The sequence below is a fragment of the Desulfitobacterium chlororespirans DSM 11544 genome (assembly GCF_900143285.1).
Classification (GTDB): Bacteria; Bacillota; Desulfitobacteriia; order Desulfitobacteriales; family Desulfitobacteriaceae; genus Desulfitobacterium; species Desulfitobacterium chlororespirans.
Genome location: NZ_FRDN01000006.1, coordinates 249152 through 268941 on the forward strand (window position 1 = coordinate 249152; position 19790 = coordinate 268941).

A 19790-nucleotide genomic window follows, 5' to 3' on the forward strand; every position below is an offset into this window, starting at 1 on the left:
TGCCTTTATTCATTGACTTTTAAGCATTTCTATAAGGTAAAAGCTGTTCCAGCAATGTTTCCAACAGCTTGTTGAGGTCCTGGGTTCTTTCCTTAGGGTAACCTGGGCCGGAGCAAAAACTTCCGTTCAGCCCCGTTAGTCTCGTTAATCCTGCTGATTCTACCGATTCTGCCGGCACACCACAGGTTATATCCTCCAGTTTTCGTACCCCATAGCCCACCTTGCGGATGTTAATCAAATTCAGTGGTGAAACATTATCTGAAGTGAATCCGCCGCCCACTGCACCGCAACCGAGAGTCAAGGCCGGGAAGAGATTGGTTGTCCCTCCGATTCCTCCCAAAGTGGCGGGGGTATTCACAAGTACTCGCGATACGGGGTTTTTCAGGGCGAATTCCCTGATCACCTGCTCATTCCGTGAATGAATGACGAGGGTATGCCCCCGGCCATCGTTGAGCAGCAACTCGATACACTTTTCACAGGCGTTGAGCCAATCCTTCTCCACATAAAAAGCCAATACCGGACAGAGTTTTTCTTTGGCATAGGGGTTAGCCGGTGAGACAAATCTTTGTTCAGAAATAAGAACCTTAGTGTTTTCCGAAACGGTGATGCCGATTTTCCGGGCCAGCTCCACAGCCGATTTACCGACGATATCCGGATTGACGCTGCCGTCAGGACGCAGAAAGAGCTTGCCGAGTTGTTCCGATTCCTCTTCTGAGAGAAAGTAGCCGCCATTCCTCCTGAGTTCCTGTCTTACTTCGTCGGCGATGCATTCCTCAGCTACGACGGATTGTTCTGAGGCCGACACGATGCCATAATCAAAGGTTCTGCTGGTAATAATGTCCGCTACCGCCTGTTTTATGTCGGCTGAACGCTCTATAAAGGCCGGGCCGTTTCCGGGTCCGCCATAAATGGTCGGTTTCCCGGCGGCATAAGCTGCTTTGACCAGCTTGGGCACTCCTGTAACGATGATCAGGGCTATATCCTGGTGATTCATCAGTCCCAGTGTCCCTTCAAGGGCCTGGGTTCTCTGATAGCCGATGGCCCCGCAGGGCAGCCCGCTGGCTTCAGCGGTCCGTACCAGTATCTCCAGCACTCTTCTGGTAGTTTTCTTCGCCTTGGGATGGGGTGAAAAAACAATGGCATTACCTGATTTGATAGCGATTAAGGTTTTATAGATAGCAGTAGACACGGGGTTGGTGGAGGGAAGCAAAGCGACAATGACTCCCACGGGTACACCCACATCCATGGTCTGATTCTCTTTATCTTCAGCAATAATGCCGACAACTTTCATCGCCCTGATTTTCTTACAGAGAAAATCACTGGCAAAAATATTCTTGATATATTTGTCCTGCCATTTTCCGAATCCTGTTTCTTCCTGGGACATCATCGCCAGTTCCCGGGCGTATTTCGCCACTTCCGCCGCCATACGCTCCACAATCCAGTCCAGCTTTTCCTGGGAAAAGGTGGCCAAAGTTTTCTGCGCTTCACGGGCGTTTTCGATCAGAATCCGTGCCTCTTGAATTGCAAGCAAATCATTGTCCATTCGATTCATTCTTTATCCCCCTTTCCACTTGAGGATTGAATAACATCATCAAAACTGCACTGTTTACCAGTCAATAAGATGTTTAGCCACAATTTTCTCTACGTCAGGATGAGGTCTGGCAATCACATTGGTGCTGTAAATTTGGCCCACTTTGCTGGCTGCGGCAATGCCGGCCTCTACCGCCGTTCTCACTGCTCCCACATCGCCGCGGACCACCACGGAGATCAGGCCTGAGGCCACATTCTCATAACCCACCAATTCCACTTCTGCAGCCTTGCACATGGCATCTGCAGCTTCCAACACTGAAACCAGACCATAGGTCTCAATGAACCCTAATGCATCATTTCTCTCCACGGGGTATTCCTCCAAAACCTTCAGTGTTAAGCATCGATATCATGCCGTGAAACAATTTTGCCCACCCGGCTGACGGGACGCGGCATAACATGAGCAGCCGTCAGTTCACCAATCGCTGCGGCGGCGGCCGCACCTTTTTCTACCGCCGATCTCACTGCGGCTACATCGCCCTTCACCATCACGGTAACAAGTCCTGAGCCGATATTTTCATAGGAAACAAGCACTACATCTGCAGTTTTACACATGACATCCGCTGCTTCAATGGCCGGTACCATTCCCCGGGTTTCAATCAGTCCTAATGCTTCTTCGCCAAAGTACTCCATAGAATTACTCCTCTTTGTATAACGTCAAACCCGTGGCACTTTTTAGCTTATTTGCTCGAATTTTGTACAATATTAAGTTGTGTAGGATTGCACATGTTACTTTTATTATAGTGCCTACCGGGATAACTGTAATATACTAAACGCTTATACGGGATATAATCAGAGGCTGACAGGGCCAAACCTCCTGGCAAGCCAGGAGGTTTTAATAGTGTATCCGATTCGTATTTAAGCAGTTTTAGTATCTGCAATGTCTTCCAAGGAACGCCCAGCAGTTCTTTCGCCCCATATACCAGTCACGAGGGCAATCATGATATACATGGCCCCGATAATGGCAAACAGGACGCTGTAACCAAACTGCTTGTAAATTATAGGAACCATGGCCATGGCACCAACGTTCAGAATTCTACCGGTGCTGAAGATAATACCGGTACCACTGCTTCTAAAGTGAGTGGGATACGCTTCAGCCAGATAGGACCACATCAGAACGAACACGCCGTCCATCAAAATCCGAATGATAAAACCAATTCCAACAATCAGCATAGGAGCCTTGACAGTACCGAAGATAACGGTTAGAACCCCGATAATGGCACCATAGACAACAATGGGAATTTTTCTGCCCCCTTTATCGGTAAAGAAGGCCGCCAAATAGTTGCCAATAGGGCTGCCGAAGGATACCAGAGCGACCATCCACAGAGAGTCCTCCAGGGAAAAGCCGTACTCGTTCAACAGGGTCGGCATCCAAGCGAAGAACATAAAATAGCCGACGGTGTTCCAGACAACTAAGTTGATAAGAACCAAGGTTTTTTTTCTGTATTCTTTACAAAATAAAAGCCGTAATACTTCGAAGGTTTTAGTTGTTTCCTGAGCCTTTTCTTCTTTAACTTGACCAGAGGCCTCGAGAGTAAGATCCACTTTAACATCGGGTCTGTAAAACTGAATGACCGCTTCTGCTTCTTTAAAACGACCCTTGCTGATCAGCCAACGGGGAGATTCCTGTAACCAGTTCTTACTAAGCGCTATCACGATAAAGCCCAGACCACCGATGCATAAAATCCAGCGCCAACCTTCCGGGTTGCCAGGAATAACATGAGAAGCCAGCTGACCAATCAGGGGGATACTTAAAAGTGCCGTGGCCAGAGCAATGGCTTGCCACTTACCCCGGGAAGCCGCGGGCAGCAATTCAACAATATATACCATCGCTACTACCACCATACTCATCATACCAATTCCTGTTAAAGTTCTTGCAATCAGGAAGATCTCTTGGTTGGGTGCCCAACCGTTCACCAAAGAAAAGATGGAGAAGAAAAGAATCGAGCCGAGGAAGGTTTTTCTACGGCCGATGCGATCTGCAAGCCAACCACCCAGCCAGCAGCCTAAAAGCATACCTATGAAAGTGCAGGAATTGACCAGGCCAATCCATTCCATTGATACACCCCAATACTCTGTGAGGGCAGGTGCAACGAAGGAAAAAGAAAACACATCAATTTGCTCAAAGGTATAACCAAACGCCAATAAAATCAAAAATTTATAGTGTGATTTGTTCATGGTTGCTTCGTCCATGTACCGAGTACTTGTCATTAGTTCATTAGTTGCCACAACGTGTTCTCCTTTTCTTTAACGATAGTGCGCAGCGCTCTGCGCTTACTGGACCAATAAATAGTCTCCGCCCGTGTAACCTTACACAAGCGGAGACTTGATAACCACTTAATTAACTCATAAGGCTTAAATCTCTTCGGAGAAAATCTGATAAATCGGAGCCCCTTCGCATTGGGCAGGGTACCGCAATCCGAGCAGCGTAGAAACTGAAGGTGCTACGTCAACCTGGCGGATGATCCGATCCGTGGTAAATCCTTGTTTAATGCCACTGCCGGCCGCTACGAAAATTGGCGAAACGGAGGTTTCAAAATATCCTTCTGAAGTGGAAATGCTGTCCCCATGCAGTCTGTTATATCCTTCCTCAATAGAGAAGAAAATATCACCACACTCCGGGCCATGGGTGCCGATTAACACAGCATCCTTGTTTCTCAGGCAGATGCCGACCACGCGCTTGCCGGTTCTGTCATCCCGATAGTTATACAAATCGGAGATGATCTGTTCCTCTAAATCATATTTATCTTTCGGATCCACAATACCGTATTTGTCCCGACCCTTAAGATTGATATAGATGTAGTTGCTGCGGATCTGAACTGCTCTGGTCTTTTCCCAATCGACTTCTCTCAGGGAGTTGCCGTTTTCGTCTTTCTTCAGGACCGTATAACCCAATTCTTCCATAACCTTGGTGTTGAGGCCACCGTATTCTCCTAAAATGGGAGGTACGTTTTCGCCAACGATCAGACCATGGTCACTGACGATCAGCACCGTCCATCCCTCATCCAGGAGATGGAGGAATTCCCCGAAATATTCGTCTGTCTGCAGATAGAATTTTTCGATAAACCCTTGGAAAACCTTCTCATCGGTATGATCCCACGGCGGCAAAGTTTTGCCAAGATGCCATAACTGATGACCGGCACAATCGATATTATGCAGATGAGAGAATACAGCATCATATTCTTTTTCTTTGATGCAATAATTCAGACAATCTGCTTGCCACTTGTCGTAAATTGACCAGGAAGGTTCAAAGATTTCCCGGACCAATTCATCATCTTCGCCACCGATTAAGCTGACCGGCGGTACATGGCCCACATTGTCAATGATCTCCTGATAAAGGGTTTTGGGATGCCACAATTGATCATTGCTGATATCAAGGGCATTGCTGATCCATAATCTTACGTTGTTACCAGCCGGATCAAGTTCTAAGATCTTCATGGAACGGCAAGCCGGTTTGGTGACTTCTTTTTTCGTCACATCATCAATAATGCCTGTTACCATTTTGTCTTTTTCTAAAATAACGATTGGCTTTTCTGCTTTCTTATTCTTGTAAATAGCCACTCGATCATATTCGCCGGTTGCATTTTTGAGAATCAAAGCAGGGCGTCTTACCAGACCACCGGAGGTCAGAACCGTAAATTCCTTGGCACCTTCCGGGGCATTGCTCCAACCTGTAGCCTCTTTGAGGGGAGAGTTGATAATATCATAGGCAACCTTGCTGCCGATTACAACTTCGGTGTCTTCATCATCCATGACATAGGTACGGATTTCACCACCTTGGCGGGCCGTATCGCCCCACCAAAGTTCCATCATTTCATCATCGACTTCATCGTCCAAGGTATCTTCCAAATCAGTAATAATACAGCCTACGCCGGCCGGTTTTTCCACTCTTGGGGCATAACGGACTTCTTTAATATCCGGTGAAGCCACAATGACTTTTTCCCAGTCCAGCTGAGCAACACCCATATTTACAGAACCCGGCTGGGTACCATCGACCACGCTCAAATTTTCACTGTGGGAGGTTGGGGGCCAAGAGCTCCCCGGCCAATGCCAAACAAGAGTTTTCATACCGGCTTCCGCGGTGATATTCCAGATTTGCTCCGCAGTGCAATTGCGGGAGTCCATGTTATAAACCACTGCGTCCAGACTTTCCGGTGATTGTCTCCAATAACAGGTGATACCGTGAGTTCCCGGATAAGCTCCTGTAGCAAGGGTCGTCCAGCAGGGCGGTGTAATGGTGGGAATAGCTCCCAGCAGCTGTAAATCTTTTCTGGCTGATCCTTTTTCAATAAATTTCTGTAAATTGGGCATTTTCCCTTCAGCTAAGTATTTGCGGCTGATTCTTGGGTCCATACCGTCGACTCCTAGCACCAATAGTTTGTTGGTTAGTGCTGTTCTTTTCACAATTTCATCCTCCTTTTGTAAATTTTGCTTCGACTCCAACTATCTAAAGAATCTTCGGCAAGGTATCTCCCCAGCCCCCTGGTGAACGTGTTATCGTTCACCAGGGAAGTAGGAAGGCGTTGACTTTTAAAATGGTTTACTCAGGTTTGTTGTAAACTGATTTACATTGTTGTTGTCTGGGAAGCTCCGTCTACTTGAACTGTGCTGGCAGCGAGATCTTCACCATCATACTTGTTGGTTGTTAAAGGTTTGGCATAGCCAAAATCCTCACGCAGCCATTTCACCGTGGAAATAGCCAGAATGATCAACAGGAACAATACGGGTACAGCGGTCAGAACAGAGGATAACTGAACGACTTCCATTCCTCCAACCAGGAGCAAGGCGACAGTGGCTAAGAAGAGGATACCTGCCCAGCAAAGTCGGATCCACTTCGGCGGCTCAACGCCGTCTTTAACTTCATAGCAGGCCATGTTGGCCATCGTAAAGGAGGCTGCGTCTACTCCAGTGGCCTGAGAAATAGCCATGACAAAAATGAAGAAAGGAATGACGATTGAGGAGAATGGCAAGGAGTTCAGGAACCAGGATATAACCGCCGGTCCTCCTTCTTCGGCGAGGATTTTAGCAAGATCTGCTCCATGATTCATAATAGCGTCGACTTGATAGCTGCCAAAAATAAGGTAGAAGAGCATACATCCTGCTGTGGCTGTGAAAACCATGTTGCCGATCAGGGCGCGAATCGTACGGCCTTTGGAGATGCGGGCTGCGAAGAGTCCGACGTAAACTGCCCAAGCCAACCACCAGGCCCAGTAAAAGACGGTCCAGCCTTGTGGGAATCCCGATTGAGTGATCGGGTCAGTATAGAAGCTCATACGAATGAAGTTTTGCAGAAGTACGCCGATATTATCGGTAAATAAGGAAAACATAAAGGTCGTCGGTCCTACAATCAGTACAAATCCGAGAATGACGAAAGTCAGATACATGTTCATATCGGCCAGCTTGGCGATCCCGCCTTTTAAGCCTCGGTAACAACTCCAGGTATAAATACAGGAGAAGAGTATACAGACGATGATTTTAAAGCCCATGGTTTCGGCAATTCCGAAGTAGTCAGCGGAGATTTTGGATAACATGGGGATAACAAAGCCAAGTGATGTAGCCATGCCGCCGACCATGCCGACGATGATAATAGCGTCAATCAGCTTTCCTATCGGACCGTCGGCTGCCTTACCGATAACGCCGCGGCAGGCATAGCTGGGATAGAGGTAGGGCTTTTTCCTGACATAATACATATAGCCGAAAGCAACCGCCGGGACAGCAAAGGTAGCCCAGGCGCTGAAGCCCCAGTGAAAGATTCCGTAAGCCAAGGAAAATTGAGCTGCTTGCGCTGAGAAGGGTTCAAGCCAAAATGGAGGTCCCTGCAGGTAGAAAACGGGCTCAATCAATGCCCAATAGACAAGTCCTGCACCGGAACCACCGCAGAACATCATGGCAACCCATGTAAACAGAGAAAATTCAGGTTTGTCATCTGGGCCGCCTAACTTTACCCTGCCATAGGGGCCAAAGGCCAGCCAGGCTAAAAAGATTAAGCATCCGAAGATAACAAATTCCCAAAGCCAATCGGTACTGTAAGTTATAAAGTTCATTGCTTTGTTAACAGGTCCTTGTGCCGCTTCCTGGAAAATCATCATCGGACCATAGAATAGTAAACAGACTACGACGGACATAAAAAATACCGGTCGGTTTACCCTTGCATAAATTGGTTTTTCGTCTTTACCATTAGCCACGAACATTCCCCCAAATTATTTGATTTGACGTCTGTTGTCTGGAACCAAGCTTGTGTACTTTCCCCACACACATAACTACGTACTTCCTCAATTTAGGCAATTCAAAACTTTCTCACAATAAAAGGGGTTTAGGTACCTACCTGTTTTTAATCCCTCCTTGTTCAAATAATTGGATCTCCGATTGTTCTTGTGATATCTTGTACTTGCCCACATTATAAGCAATCCCTTTTTTTCTGTAAAATACTTAATGATTATGCCCCCTATAACCAGCACATTAAAGTTATCATAATTTTTGCTAATACTTCTTATTGAGTATTGTTATTTTAATCTCAAATTCGTATAATTTAGTCAGACTCAGTCCGCGGGTTTGCTAAAAGTAAATATACCCTATAAAAGGTAAATACTAGAAGAAGGTAATTAAAATGCGTCTAGAACAATTAATGTATTTAGTTGCTGTTAACGAATCTAAGTCCATTTCCCTTGCCGCGGAACGTTCCCACATTTCGCAGCCTGCTCTTAGTTCTGCTATCAGTAAGCTCGAAGATGAACTTGGTGTAGTTCTGTTAAAAAGGACAAATTCTGGCGCTTATTTAACGGACGTGGGAGAGCTCATTATCGTCAAGGCTAAGGAAGTGCTAAGCGGAATTGACGATATTAAAGCCATTGCCCACGGTAACTCCCTTGTGCTCAATGGCAATATATCTATTGCCGCCGATCCTGGTGTCAACATTACGATCATGCCAGATATCTTAACTACTTTCAAGTACAATCATCCGAAAGTCAATGTTTTGCTTAAAGTGGGGGAGTCCAATAATATCTTGCAGGACATTGAAAAGGGGAAGGCGGATTTTGGGATAATTTTAAGTACCGATGCCTTTCGCAAATCAAAGGACATGCAATCTATCGAACTCTTTGCCGATGAATTTGTCGTGATTACAGGAAGTAATCGTAAATTGGCTTCTGAATCGACCATAACACTGAAAAAAGCCTTATCCTTGCCCATTCTTCTGTACAACACCGAGTACATTACTGAATGTGGTGTATCAAGTCTGCTGCAAAAATACGGCTCTTTCAATGTGTCGTATCGGGTCGATAATTTAGAGATGATGGAAAAGATCCTGACACAGGGAGAGGCTATTGCTTTTGTCCCTCAGTTTATGGCTGATGAGTATATGAAAACCAGTAAAATAAAAAAAATCCCCATCAGTGATGCCCATTTGGAGGTATCCGTAGTCTTAATTTGGTCGGATCGCCACCATCTTTGCATGATTGAAAAGGAATTTATCAGAGTCATCAGGGCCACCTGTTCCCGGAAAGCAGAAGTCAGGTCCTAGTAAGGCAAGGCCTAGTTTTTAATGCTGAGATAACGTTGTTTATCTCAGCTTATTTATGTCTATGACGAAAGCTGCACTTATGGGGGGCATATCTACTATGTATTTTACTTTCGCGCCGAAGCATGTTAAATATTTCTCATAGGGGTACCTACTTTACGTCAACTGGGAGTAGCATACATGAATCAGCATACGCAATTGCTTTTACAAAAGCGGGACCTCAACTTTGCCCGGAAGGGGATTGGCAGCGGCTTATACGCTGGTGCAGCTTGGGGCTTGGACGGAGTATTAATGGGGATAGTGCTTGCTCTGGCTCCCTTCACCCATGGGATAAGTCTCTTTGCCGCTCCTTTGGTAGGGGCTTGTTTGCACGATGGCTTCGCGGCACTATGGGTATTTGTTTACAATGTTATTCAAGGCAAATGGCGTGATTATGCACGCACCCTGAAGACCCGGCCGGGTAAAATGATCATCCTGGCTGCTGTCCTGGGGGGACCCATCGGTATGTCCTGCAACATGTTGGGAATTTATTTTGCCGGACCCTCCTATACTGCGGCGATTACGGCAGCTTACCCGGCCATCGGCGCTGTTCTTGGGGCGACTTTTCTTAAGGAGAAGGTGCCTCTACGGGTGGGAGCCGGTATAGTGCTGGCCATCATCGGCGCCTTTATTGTTGGGTTTGTCCCACCTGAAGGCTCAACCTTTCCCCACTTTTATCCCGGCATCGGACTGGCCGCCGTTGCCGCCCTTGCCTGGGCACTGGAAGGGGTCGTGTCGACCTATGGCATGGATTTAGTGGATTCGGATATTGCTATCGGCATCCGGGATCTTACCTCTTTTTTCGTTAATTTCTTTGTGATTCTGCCTCTGTTTGGCAGTGTCGCCTACGGCATCCTCTTTTCAAGCTTTACCTCACATGCCGCATGGTATATTGCCGGTATCGCTTTAATTGGCGGTTCTGCTACCTTTGCCTGGTATCGCGCTTTGAATATGACCGGAGTGACCCGGGCGATGGGCCTCAATGTGACCTTTGCCTTATGGTCCGTCTTCTTCGGTTGGTTATTAAACATTGTGCGGATCACTCCTAACCTGATTATCGGTGTTATCATCATCACCCTTGGTACAATACTTACGATTGGGAAACCAAAGGATTTTGTTAACTTAAGCAGACGATAGGAGTTTGACTATGAGCTTAATGCCCATAAAATTCAGAGTGGCCGACCTTATCCTCCGTAATGCAGGAATATCCAGTCAAGAAATACTAAACTTGCTCAAAGAAGAATATCCTCTTGATCGGGGGGTTAACGTAAGAAACATTGACAGTTATTTGCTTTCCCTGAAAGCGGTTGGCCTGATTGATCTAACTCATGTCGCCTTGGCTAAGGACGGGGCTCTTCAGCAATGCTATAAAATTACTGAATATGGCGCAAAACGCATGCACTGTCTTCGTTAAATGATACTCTCTACAAATTTCTTAGCTGCAGGTGTCAATGGGACACTTTTTAAATAACATAAGCCAATGCTTCTTTTCGGAATCTCTTCTTCCAGCTTCAGCTCATACAAGCTGCCATCGGCCAGATAATCTTCGGAAAACTCTTTAATGACACACGCAATTCCTAAGTTTATTTTGGCAAACTCCAGCATCAGATCATAGGACCCCAGCTCAAATACGGGGGAAAGGGGGAAGCCCTCCTTCTTCAGGAAACTCTCCACATAGTTTCGGGAGTTTGATTTCTCCTCCAAAAAAATCAGCGGTAGTTCCATAAGCTGCCTGAAGGGAATGGGTTTTGCCGTCATGTCTTTATATTTTTCCCCGCCGACAAAGATGTCTTGAATCTCTCTGCAGGGGATGACGTGCAGGCTTTCATCCTGAATCGGCAAATTGCAAAACCCCACATCTGCTTTTCCGGACTTGATAAAGTCCTGGATCTCTGTTGTCGTGCCATTGAGTATATTAAGCTTGATGCTATGGTAGGCACTGTGGAATTCCTCCAGGTAAGGCAGCAAAAAGTAACGGGTGATGGTATCGCCAACCCCGATCCGCAACTGTCCGGCTTTTAATTCTTTAAATTCAAGGATTTTATCTTCGGCAGCATGGATCATGCCCAGGGCGGAGTTCACATGCTCATTTAAAAGATTTCCCTCATTGGTCAAGAGGACGCCCCTTGAGGTCCGATAAAAAAGCTGTACTTCCAATTCACTCTCCAGCTTGGCAATAGCTTGACTGACAGCCGACTGGGTCATATAGAGTTCCTGGGCTGCTTTGGAAAAGCTTTTATTTCTGCTCACTGCGTTGAAGATGCGATATAAATCCAATTTGCCAATCATATTAGCTCTCCTTGTATCAGATATTATAAATATTAATTTTACTTATACCCTTATTCAAGAGTATAGTAGAGTTGATTGAAAATTTCTACTTGCTTTATGCAGACTATACTCTGATCAGAGGAGAGAGCGCATTGGAAAGAGTCGTTGGAACCACAGTATGCGGACTTCGCGGGCCGATCATTAACCAAGGGTGTAATATTCAACAGATCGTTGTGGATACTGTACTCAATGCAGCCAAAGTTGAAGGCTTTTTGATCGAGGATCGTGATATTGTCACGATCACAGAATCCATTGTGGCCCGTGCTCAGGGAAACTATGCCACCATTGACGATATTGCCACGGATGTTAAGGCTAAATTCGACGCGGAGACGGTAGGAGTTATTTTTCCCATTCTCAGCCGCAACCGGTTTGCCGTTTGCTTGCGGGGAATCGCCAAAGGAATTAAACATGTTGTCTTAATGTTGAACTATCCCTCAGATGAAGTGGGCAACCTCCTTGTGGACCTTGATCAACTGGATGAAAAAGGCATCAACCCCTGGACCGATGTCCTGACTGAAGCTGAATTCCGCCGGCATTTCGGTTATATCAAGCATCCCTTCACCGGTATTGACTACATCGAATACTATCGAAATTTGATTGAGTCAGAAGGGGCAACCTGCCAGATCATCTTTTCCAATCATCCCAAAACTATTTTAAATTACACCAACCAGGTCTTAACCTGTGACATTCACTCCCGCTTCCGCACCAAACGTATCCTGAAAAACAGCGGTGCTGAAAAAATCTACGGCCTTGATGAGCTTCTGACCGAATCCATCAATGGCAGCGGCTGTAACGAAAAGTACGGCCTCCTGGGGTCTAATAAAGCAACCGAAGATCGGGTCAAACTATTCCCGAATAACTGTCAGCCTATCGTTGACGGCATTCAGGCAGAAATCAAAGCACAAACAGGCAAAACGGTGGAGGTTATGGTCTACGGTGACGGAGCCTTTAAAGATCCTGTCGGGAAGATCTGGGAACTGGCCGATCCGGTGGTTTCCCCCGCTTATACTGCCGGGCTTGAAGGCACGCCCAACGAAGTGAAATTAAAATACCTGGCCGACAATAATTTCTCCCATCTTTGTGGAGAGGACCAGAAATCAGCTATCTCGGAGTATATTCAAAACAAATGTGAGGATCTGGTCGGGTCGATGGAAGCTCAAGGGACCACTCCCCGCAGGCTGACGGATCTCATCGGTTCCTTATCGGATTTAACCTCCGGCAGCGGCGATAAAGGGACACCTATCGTCTATATCAAAGGTTATTTCGATAATTATACAAAATAATGAAGTATTAAAAAAACCCCTGGCCACTCTTTGGAGTGACCAGGGGTCTTTGCGCTGGTAAACCTCATTCGAGGAAATCAGGGGGACAGGTTCCTATTTTTCAAATTCCCAAACGTTTGGGAATTTCCAGTTTGGATAAGTCTTCCTCTATTCTTCTCCCTATTTGTGATAAGGCTCTCCCTTGCTGATGCGCATGGCCCGATAGATCTGCTCCAGCAGCATCAGCCTCATCAGAGGGTGGGGGAAAGTCAGACGGGAAAAGGACCAGCGGTAATCCGCTCTTTTTCTTACTTCCTCAGAGACCCCCAAGGAACCACCGATGATAAAAGTTACGCTGCTTTTTCCCATTAAGGCAAGGTCATCCATATATTCAGAGAAGTCCGGCGAAGTGAATTCTTTTCCCTGCAAATCAAGGAGAATAACATGATCCTGAGGGCCGATCCCTTTCAGAAGCCGCTCACCTTCTCTAGCCTTTACCCGCTCTTCATCAGCGGGGGAAAGACGCTCCGGGCAAGGTTCATCGGCAATCTCCGCCATCTCCAGACGGATATAAGCACTTAAACGCTTTGCATATTCCTTAAGCCCTTCCACAAGGAATTTTTCCCGAATTTTCCCTACCGCTACGATCTTAATCTGCAGCATAGTGATATGATACTCCTTACTGATTTACACTATATTATGTAAAAAACAAAGGGAGGGTGATCACTGTTCATATCCTCCCCCCAATTATATAGCCGCCCTGCTCTATCTAGTTGGCGATGATCTCAACCAATTTCACCTGAACATCGGTATTTTGCCCATTACGGTAATAGGTCACCGTAACGGTATCTCCCGGTTTAAACTTAAATAGCTCATGGGTTAATTCCAGGGAGCTCCTGACCGTGACTCCCTCAATCTTCACCAGAACATCCCCAGCCTGGATGCCGGCTTGAGCCGCCGGGCCGCTGGGGTCCACATTGGATATATAGGCGCCGGCGGGCCAACCTCTTTGGGCCGCCCATTCGGGTGTATAGCGGGTGTCGATGGAGACCAGAAATCCGGGATGACTGAAGTAACCTTTGGCAATCAGCTGCTCGATAACGGGTATGGCATCCGTAATCGGGATGGCAAAACCCATGCCCTCAAAGCCGGCTTCCGCATTTTTAGCTGAATTGATTCCCACCACCTGGCCGTTGTAGTTGACTAGAGGTCCACCGCTATTGCCTGGGTTGATGGCCGCATCGGTTTGAATTAAGTTAAAACTGGACTCTCCCTCGATTAACAAAATCCGGTTCTTGGCCGACACAACACCCTGAGTCACGGAACGGGCAAACTCCTCCCCACCGGGGTTGCCAATAGCCACTACCGGTTCCCCCACCTGGACCTGCTCCGAGTTACCCAGCTGTGCCACCGTAAGTCCGTCTGCGGTAATTTTGAGCACCGCCAGGTCTGTACGGGGGTCCTGACCCACTAAAGTGGCCTCGGCATTTCTTCCGTCGGCCAAACTCACCATTAGTTTTGAAGCATTAGCGACGACATGGTAGTTGGTAACAATATAACCGTATTGAGCATCGATGATAAAACCGGAACCTGTGCCTGCTTCAGTCAGTCCGGCACCGCCAAAAATCCGGCCCTGAGATTGAAAGTTGGCAATGCCCACGACAGCTGGTCCCACAGCTTTGGCAACCTCTACCGTTGGAAATCCGGTGGGCTGAGTGATCGTCACCGGCGGTGCAGAGGATCCTTGGCCGAGAATGACCTCTTTTCCTCCCCCAGGCTGATTGCCATATAAAGAAGGCACTAAGGCTACGGAGATAAGGCCGCCGATGAGTGCACTGATTAAAGCCAGAGCTAGCGTAGCGAAAAGTCCGGGTCTTTGCCTCTTTGATGAATAGTCTGAGTAATCATTTTGATCATAATAACCCATGCCATGACCTCCTCGTCGGCTTAGTATTCTTCCAAAACAATCAGTTCATGCGGCGTATAGCGCGGTGCCACCCGCAATCTTAGATCCCGGTTTTCCTTGGCCACCCGGGATTCTTTGAGTATACGCAAGATGGTAGACAGAGCCGTTTCCGGTGTATTGTTTTCGTCGCTTAAATGAGCTAAAACAATGCGCTGGGTATTTCCCTCGATCCATTGCAGAAGGCCTTCGGCCAGCTGACTGTTCTCTAAATGGCCATAATTCCCGCTGATTCGCTTCTTGAGATACCAGGGATATCCCCCTTGCCAAAGCATTTCCCGGTCATGATTGGCCTCCACCACTAAAGCGTCACAACCTTTTAAGGCTTGATGCATTTCTTCAGTGACGATTCCCGTATCCGTAGCAATCCCAATGGCCTTACTTTGACCCCTGACCGGCTGATCAACCTCCACCCGCACACCGAAGCTCTCCCGGCTGTCGTGGGAGGTAGGAAAGACACGGACCCGCAGGCCCGCGCAAATAAAAGCATCCTTGACCACCACGCGTTGTTCATCCTTGAGTCTTCCTATGGAGGGATTCAACTCATCCCAGATCTTTGCTGAGGCATAAATGGGGATTTTAAGTTTGCGCGCGACAGCCCCAACCCCTTTAATATGATCACTATGTTCATGGGTAACGAAAATTCCTTCGATTTCTGAAGGAGATATATCAAGGATGGATAGATTATGTAGTGTTGCCTTGAGGCTAATACCGCAATCAACAAGAAAATTCCTCTTATCATGCCCCACAACAATGGAATTGCCGGAACTTCCACTGGCCAGCGTCGCTAAATGCACATAATTCCCCTCTTCCGTTTAAACAAAGATATTATATCAAATCCTTTGTCTATAAAAAACATTTTCAAAATAATTTTGCAGCAAAATACTTTAGCAATGAAAAACTGAGGCTTATTTAGCCTCAGCGTTTGCATCAGACGAATCTCCGTTTTCCGGTTGTTGAAATTGCTGGACAATCCCGTCTTGAGCCAGCTTAATATTTCTCTCCAGTCTTTCTTTATTGTCCGTAGAGGTGTTTTCTAAGGCGAGAGCCTTCTCCCATTGTTCAATAGCTTTGCCATAGTCTCCCTGGGAATACAGGAAAACCCCGTAATTGTAAAGACCGTTATAAAAATTCGGATCCTCCTGCAAAGCTTCTTGGAAGGTCTGATCGGCCAATTCATTTTGGCTTGTGTAAAAAGCGGCAGTAGCCATATCGACCAGGATGCTAGCATTCTTCTCGGTCTTGAGAACCTCCTGATATTCCGTCACCGCCTGTTGAAGTATCGAAGTCGTTGTTGCCAGATTTTCTTCCGCCATATCCTGGGATAATGTTTGCATACCCCAATCATAATAGGTGTCAGCAAGAGCCAAGCGGGTTTGGGTATCCTGAGGATTTGCTTCCAGGGCTTGCTTTAAACTATTAATTTGATCCTGATAGTTTTTCCCCACCGTGGGGCGCATATCCCCCAAGAACATAAAGGAAGTTCCTACCAAGCTGATAATCAATAAGCCCACAATAACATACACGGTTAATTTTTGGGTTTTTTTCTGCACCGAACCGCCCCTTCCTATCCAGCAATCTTAATTATACATGCTCTTATTTTAACATTTTGCCCAAAGTTAGTCTACCAGGCTTTTGCAGGTGCAGGAAAATACTGTCTATAGCAAGACCTCCAGTCGTGGTTTTATTGATACGACTGGAGGCCCTTTTTCAATAGCCCTTATTCACGATACAGCACAGCTTGGCGGGATATTGGAATTATATTATTTTGTTGCATGTTCTGCCGCTACTCTTCCGAAGGTCAAACCTTGAAGCATAGCGGAGCCGCTGCCTTCATATTCTTGAGAGATGGTTTGAGCCCAGGCCGCGCTTCCGGCAGCATAAAGTCCCTGGATTACATTTCCTTTCGTATCGACAACCTGGGCGTTTTCATTAACTCTTAAGCCGCCGGTGGTATCCACAAGACCGCCTTTCATATCAAGACCGATATAGGGCGCTGTCACTTTGCTTAAATACTGGGCAGGTTTGTTAAATTCGGTGTCCTTACCGGCTTCAACCATTTTGTTATAGTCTTCGATAGTTTTCTTTAAGGCAGCGGGGTCCATATTCATTTTTTGGGCCAGCTCTTCGATGGTATCGGCTTTAAAAGCTTTGCTTCCCGATTCGATGGATTTATCAATGGAATCCTTGTAGGTCTTGTAGAGGGATTCGGTAGCAATAGTCCACATATCCTCAAAGCCTTGTTCTCTTAGTGCTCTGGAGCGCCAGTAGAAGTAGGTGGATTCATCAACAAAACGTTTGCCCTCAGGAGTCACATAGAGAGCATCAAAAGATTCACCCCCTATTCCTCCATTAGCATAAGCCGTATGATGCATGAGCAGAGCATCCTTCATAATAATATCCGCTCCTACCCCTTTACCCAGGATGATGGTATCCCCATCGTTGACATTGGAATTAGTATAATCGGTAAGCTTGGGATTGGATTCCTTCACCATGTCCTTATTCTTACCATATCCGCCGCTGGTAAGGATAACGCTTTTGGCCTTGATGGTGATTTCATTGCCGTCGCTGTCCTCCGCTTTGGCGCCAACGACTTTATCCCCTTCTTTAATCAGCTCAACCACGGGTGTATTGGTATAGACTTTAACCCCTAAAGCTAAGGCTTTGTCATAAAGCACCTTAATGATACCGCTTCCGCCGCCTTCGGCTTTATGAATGCGGGGGGTGCTTCTGGGGGGATGGATATTGGCAGGATCCACGGTGTAAAACTTAATTCCTTTATCCACCAGCCATTGAATGTTCTCAGCGGAGTTGAAGGCCATAATCTTTAACAGATTGCTATCGATATACTTATCTTTAGCCACTTGAGTAAGGCCTAATAAATCTTCGTAGTACTTTTCTTCAGAGTCATTGATTTTAAATTCCTCCTGAACCTTTGTCCCTGCACCGTAGACATATCCCGCATTGAGTGCGGAGGTTCCACCGATAACCCCTTGTTTTTCCACCAAGATAACATCTGCTCCTGCTTCGGCTGCCTGAAGAGTTGCCGTCATACCAGCCATACCGGCGCCAACAACTAAGATTTCCGTTTCCCAAGTAAGCTGACCGGGTGCGCTTTTCTCAATCTTTTTGGCTTCCAGGCCCGCAATATCCGCTCCTGCTTGTGTTAATGCATCTTTCGCTGCTGCCATAATCGCCCTGCTGGAAACTGTGGCCCCGGATACTGCATCCAGACTCAACGTCTGATGATCGAGCATCTCCTGACGAAGGACATCAAAGGCGAATCCTCCCACCATCAGGGTTTCCTTGGATTCTACCAGTTTCAGATCCTTGATTCCTTTCTCATCCACTGTGAGTTCCAGCTTTAAAGGACCATTGTGGCCGGTGGTGGTTGCACTGTAAGTGCCCGGTTTACCCGCTAAGGACTTTTCAGGTTCAGTTGCCGCTGGGGCGGATGTTCCGCCGCATCCGACAAGAGACAGGGTCAAAGCCGACACCATTGCGAAAGCTATTGCTTTCTTTTTTAGTTTCATACTCTTTTCCTCCTTTGCAATAATTTAAAGGGCCTTTACAATTAGATTGTAGGACCTGGTGTCTTCCCTATGTCAAAGGAGTTAAAACCACAAATTTTTCACAAAAAAGCAGAAAACATGGGGTTAATCCCATGTTTTCTGTTGGCAAGGTCTCTGGTTGGGATGCCAGGGCAATCCCTACAATGACATAACCGCTTTGAATTTTTCTTTGTCTTTTTGGCCGATGGGTTTAAACATCAGAGCCGCTTCCGGTTTTCCTGCAAATATATTAAAAAACAGCTCTTTGCCCCGAATATCTGTTTCATAGGGGTTATTCTCCACAACGGGGCCTAAGTCGGAATCCCGCATTTTCATAACCCCAAGTTCACTCAGCTTATCATGAATATGCTCCTTATTCAGATAGTCCCGTATTGGGGACGGTACAACCAAGGCGTTCTGGGAGCGTGGTTTAACATAAGGGTATACACCGGTTAAAAGACCATTCATTTGCAGTAAAGGGAGAACCCGTTTAACGACAAATTCCTGCTCACTTCTAGCATAGGCTTTGGTCATCAGAAAATCAACAATGATATCAAGGGAATTCTTTGCTAAAGGCAAATCCCGCACATCACAACAGAAAAATATAAAATGCTTATGATCATAATTGGCTTCAATTTCCTTTTTGGCAAAATTTAATTTTTCAAAATCATTATAATTTAAAATATAGGTGGTACCCATGGGCAAATGCTTGATGTACTGCATTAGAAACAAACATATACAGGGGTCGATCTCCAGAATATAACGGGGATGTCTGCTCTCTTTTTGGATCGCTTCAATGACCATATCCATGGCTTTATAGCGCAGATTGATATATTTTGTGGACGCTGCGGCCAGAAATTCTTCCCTTGTCGGAAATTTGCTCCCGTCGGGATAAGTTATTTTTCTGACTTTAGGATCCACATAAATACCATCTTCAATAATGGCATTGTAACCACAATCACATTGAATGTCAGCCTCAAAGATCATATTCTTCTCGATGGTGCCGTCTGAAATATGCAAGGGTGCCCGGCACTGGGGACAAGCCAGCATGGTTAGAGCAGCTATAGGGAACCCGATCCGCTTCAGCTCTCTTTTTTCGCGGCTCTTGATAAGATCGATATTCCCTCTCAGCTTGGAACGGACTTCAAGATGTTTCTGCACTTCTGCATCAATTTTGTTCTTTTTTTCTTCCAGCAAGGACAAATAAAGAGTTCTATACTCTTCCGAATCCATTCCCGTCATTCGTTTATAGCTTAAAACTTTAAGTATCTCCGTTAATGAAAAATTCAGCTGCTTAAGATTCATGATTTTTTCCATGTCATCCATATCGTCTTGCTCAAAAAAGTATTGGCCGCCGTTCTTTTGTGGAATCAGCAAGCCCAGGTCCATATAATGTCTGACAGTATCTTGGGTGATATTCAGTTTTGAGGCAAACTCACCAATTCTCATAGTATCACTCACTTCCAAACATTCAGGAGTTCTTCAGCAACAAAACACACCTGACTCGACTCTGAAAAAACACTATCCCTCACTCTGATATTACC

At 46.3% G+C, this 19790-nt stretch carries 17 protein-coding genes; 4 read left to right on the forward strand and 13 right to left on the reverse strand.

The window, feature by feature from the left end; genetic code table 11:
- Nucleotides 1-19: 19 nt before the first annotated feature.
- From BUA14_RS09455 to BUA14_RS09480, 6 genes are all read right to left on the reverse strand, one after another.
- A complete protein-coding gene (locus BUA14_RS09455) occupies nucleotides 20-1552 on the reverse strand; it encodes an acetaldehyde dehydrogenase (acetylating) (protein ID WP_072772389.1) in 1533 nt (510 codons plus the stop codon).
- 54 nt (nucleotides 1553-1606) lie between these two features.
- Nucleotides 1607-1897, reverse strand: a complete 291-nt coding sequence (locus tag BUA14_RS09460) for a BMC domain-containing protein (protein WP_011462304.1) — start codon at nucleotides 1895-1897, stop codon at nucleotides 1607-1609.
- A 26-nt stretch (nucleotides 1898-1923) separates the two neighbouring features.
- Complete coding sequence (locus tag BUA14_RS09465; protein ID WP_005815246.1) at nucleotides 1924-2220, reverse strand: BMC domain-containing protein; 297 nt, start codon at nucleotides 2218-2220, stop codon at nucleotides 1924-1926.
- Between the two features lie 225 nt (nucleotides 2221-2445).
- Nucleotides 2446-3816 (reverse strand): MFS transporter, encoded by a 1371-nt coding sequence (locus BUA14_RS09470; RefSeq protein WP_143153445.1) that lies wholly within the window; start codon nucleotides 3814-3816, stop codon nucleotides 2446-2448.
- A 126-nt stretch (nucleotides 3817-3942) separates the two neighbouring features.
- Nucleotides 3943-5991, reverse strand: coding sequence for an alkaline phosphatase family protein (locus BUA14_RS09475; protein WP_072772390.1), 2049 nt, complete (start codon nucleotides 5989-5991; stop codon nucleotides 3943-3945).
- Nucleotides 5992-6152: 161 nt separating this feature from the next.
- Nucleotides 6153-7772, reverse strand: coding sequence for a BCCT family transporter (locus BUA14_RS09480; protein WP_072772391.1), 1620 nt, complete (start codon nucleotides 7770-7772; stop codon nucleotides 6153-6155).
- A gap of 422 nt (nucleotides 7773-8194) precedes the next feature.
- Between BUA14_RS09480 and BUA14_RS09485 the strand changes: the two genes are divergently transcribed.
- The 3 genes from BUA14_RS09485 (at nucleotide 8195) to BUA14_RS09495 (ending at nucleotide 10556) form a co-directional block, all read left to right on the forward strand.
- A complete protein-coding gene (locus BUA14_RS09485) occupies nucleotides 8195-9106 on the forward strand; it encodes a LysR family transcriptional regulator (protein ID WP_072772392.1) in 912 nt (303 codons plus the stop codon).
- Between the two features lie 177 nt (nucleotides 9107-9283).
- On the forward strand, nucleotides 9284-10279 hold the full coding sequence (locus tag BUA14_RS09490) for a DMT family transporter (RefSeq protein ID WP_072772393.1): 996 nt from the start codon (nucleotides 9284-9286) through the stop codon (nucleotides 10277-10279).
- 10 nt (nucleotides 10280-10289) lie between these two features.
- The gene (locus BUA14_RS09495; RefSeq protein WP_072772394.1) at nucleotides 10290-10556 is read left to right on the forward strand and encodes a hypothetical protein; all 267 of its coding nucleotides are present in this window, start codon (nucleotides 10290-10292) and stop codon (nucleotides 10554-10556) included.
- Here BUA14_RS09495 and BUA14_RS09500 read toward each other — a convergent pair.
- On the reverse strand, nucleotides 10553-11431 hold the full coding sequence (locus BUA14_RS09500) for a LysR family transcriptional regulator (RefSeq protein WP_072772395.1): 879 nt from the start codon (nucleotides 11429-11431) through the stop codon (nucleotides 10553-10555). The two genes, BUA14_RS09495 and BUA14_RS09500, sit on opposite strands and share 4 nt — an antisense overlap.
- Nucleotides 11432-11562: 131 nt before the next feature.
- Between BUA14_RS09500 and BUA14_RS09505 the strand changes: the two genes are divergently transcribed.
- The gene (locus BUA14_RS09505; protein WP_072772594.1) at nucleotides 11563-12753 is read left to right on the forward strand and encodes a coenzyme F420-0:L-glutamate ligase; all 1191 of its coding nucleotides are present in this window, start codon (nucleotides 11563-11565) and stop codon (nucleotides 12751-12753) included.
- Between the two features lie 159 nt (nucleotides 12754-12912).
- On the opposite strand, the gene rlmH is transcribed toward BUA14_RS09505, so the two are convergent.
- The 6 genes from rlmH to BUA14_RS09535 all read right to left on the reverse strand — a co-directional run bounded on the left by rlmH (nucleotide 12913) and on the right by BUA14_RS09535 (nucleotide 19695).
- A complete protein-coding gene (rlmH, locus tag BUA14_RS09510; RefSeq protein ID WP_207649547.1) occupies nucleotides 12913-13392 on the reverse strand; it encodes a 23S rRNA (pseudouridine(1915)-N(3))-methyltransferase RlmH in 480 nt (159 codons plus the stop codon).
- Nucleotides 13393-13501: 109 nt separating this feature from the next.
- The gene (locus BUA14_RS09515) at nucleotides 13502-14659 is read right to left on the reverse strand and encodes a S1C family serine protease (protein WP_072772397.1); all 1158 of its coding nucleotides are present in this window, start codon (nucleotides 14657-14659) and stop codon (nucleotides 13502-13504) included.
- 20 nt (nucleotides 14660-14679) lie between these two features.
- Nucleotides 14680-15492 carry an MBL fold metallo-hydrolase gene (locus BUA14_RS09520; RefSeq protein ID WP_072772398.1) on the reverse strand — a complete coding sequence of 271 codons (813 nt, stop codon included), beginning with the start codon at nucleotides 15490-15492 and terminating at the stop codon, nucleotides 14680-14682.
- Between the two features lie 111 nt (nucleotides 15493-15603).
- Nucleotides 15604-16248, reverse strand: coding sequence for a tetratricopeptide repeat protein (locus tag BUA14_RS09525; protein ID WP_072772399.1), 645 nt, complete (start codon nucleotides 16246-16248; stop codon nucleotides 15604-15606).
- 210 nt (nucleotides 16249-16458) lie between these two features.
- Nucleotides 16459-18228: an FAD-dependent oxidoreductase gene (locus tag BUA14_RS09530; protein WP_072772400.1), complete on the reverse strand. Its 1770-nt coding sequence runs from the start codon at nucleotides 18226-18228 to the stop codon at nucleotides 16459-16461.
- Between the two features lie 177 nt (nucleotides 18229-18405).
- The gene (locus tag BUA14_RS09535; protein WP_072772401.1) at nucleotides 18406-19695 is read right to left on the reverse strand and encodes a MerR family transcriptional regulator; all 1290 of its coding nucleotides are present in this window, start codon (nucleotides 19693-19695) and stop codon (nucleotides 18406-18408) included.
- Between the last annotated feature and the right edge of the window lie 95 nt (nucleotides 19696-19790).

Bases quoted from the DNA above. Each gene is read 5' to 3' on its own strand.
- BUA14_RS09535 (WP_072772401.1), bottom strand. From the start codon at position 19,695: ATGAGAATTGGTGAGTTTGCCTCAAAACTGAATATCACCCAAGATACT.
- BUA14_RS09465 (WP_005815246.1), bottom strand. From the start codon at position 2,220: ATGGAGTACTTTGGCGAAGAAGCATTAGGACTGATTGAAACCCGGGGA.
- BUA14_RS09500 (WP_072772395.1), bottom strand. From the start codon at position 11,431: ATGATTGGCAAATTGGATTTATATCGCATCTTCAACGCAGTGAGCAGA.
- BUA14_RS09530 (WP_072772400.1), bottom strand. From the start codon at position 18,228: ATGAAACTAAAAAAGAAAGCAATAGCTTTCGCAATGGTGTCGGCTTTG.
- BUA14_RS09495 (WP_072772394.1), top strand. From the start codon at position 10,290: ATGAGCTTAATGCCCATAAAATTCAGAGTGGCCGACCTTATCCTCCGT.
- BUA14_RS09485 (WP_072772392.1), top strand. From the start codon at position 8,195: ATGCGTCTAGAACAATTAATGTATTTAGTTGCTGTTAACGAATCTAAG.
- BUA14_RS09455 (WP_072772389.1), bottom strand. From the start codon at position 1,552: ATGAATCGAATGGACAATGATTTGCTTGCAATTCAAGAGGCACGGATT.
- BUA14_RS09515 (WP_072772397.1), bottom strand. From the start codon at position 14,659: ATGGGTTATTATGATCAAAATGATTACTCAGACTATTCATCAAAGAGG.
- BUA14_RS09490 (WP_072772393.1), top strand. From the start codon at position 9,284: ATGAATCAGCATACGCAATTGCTTTTACAAAAGCGGGACCTCAACTTT.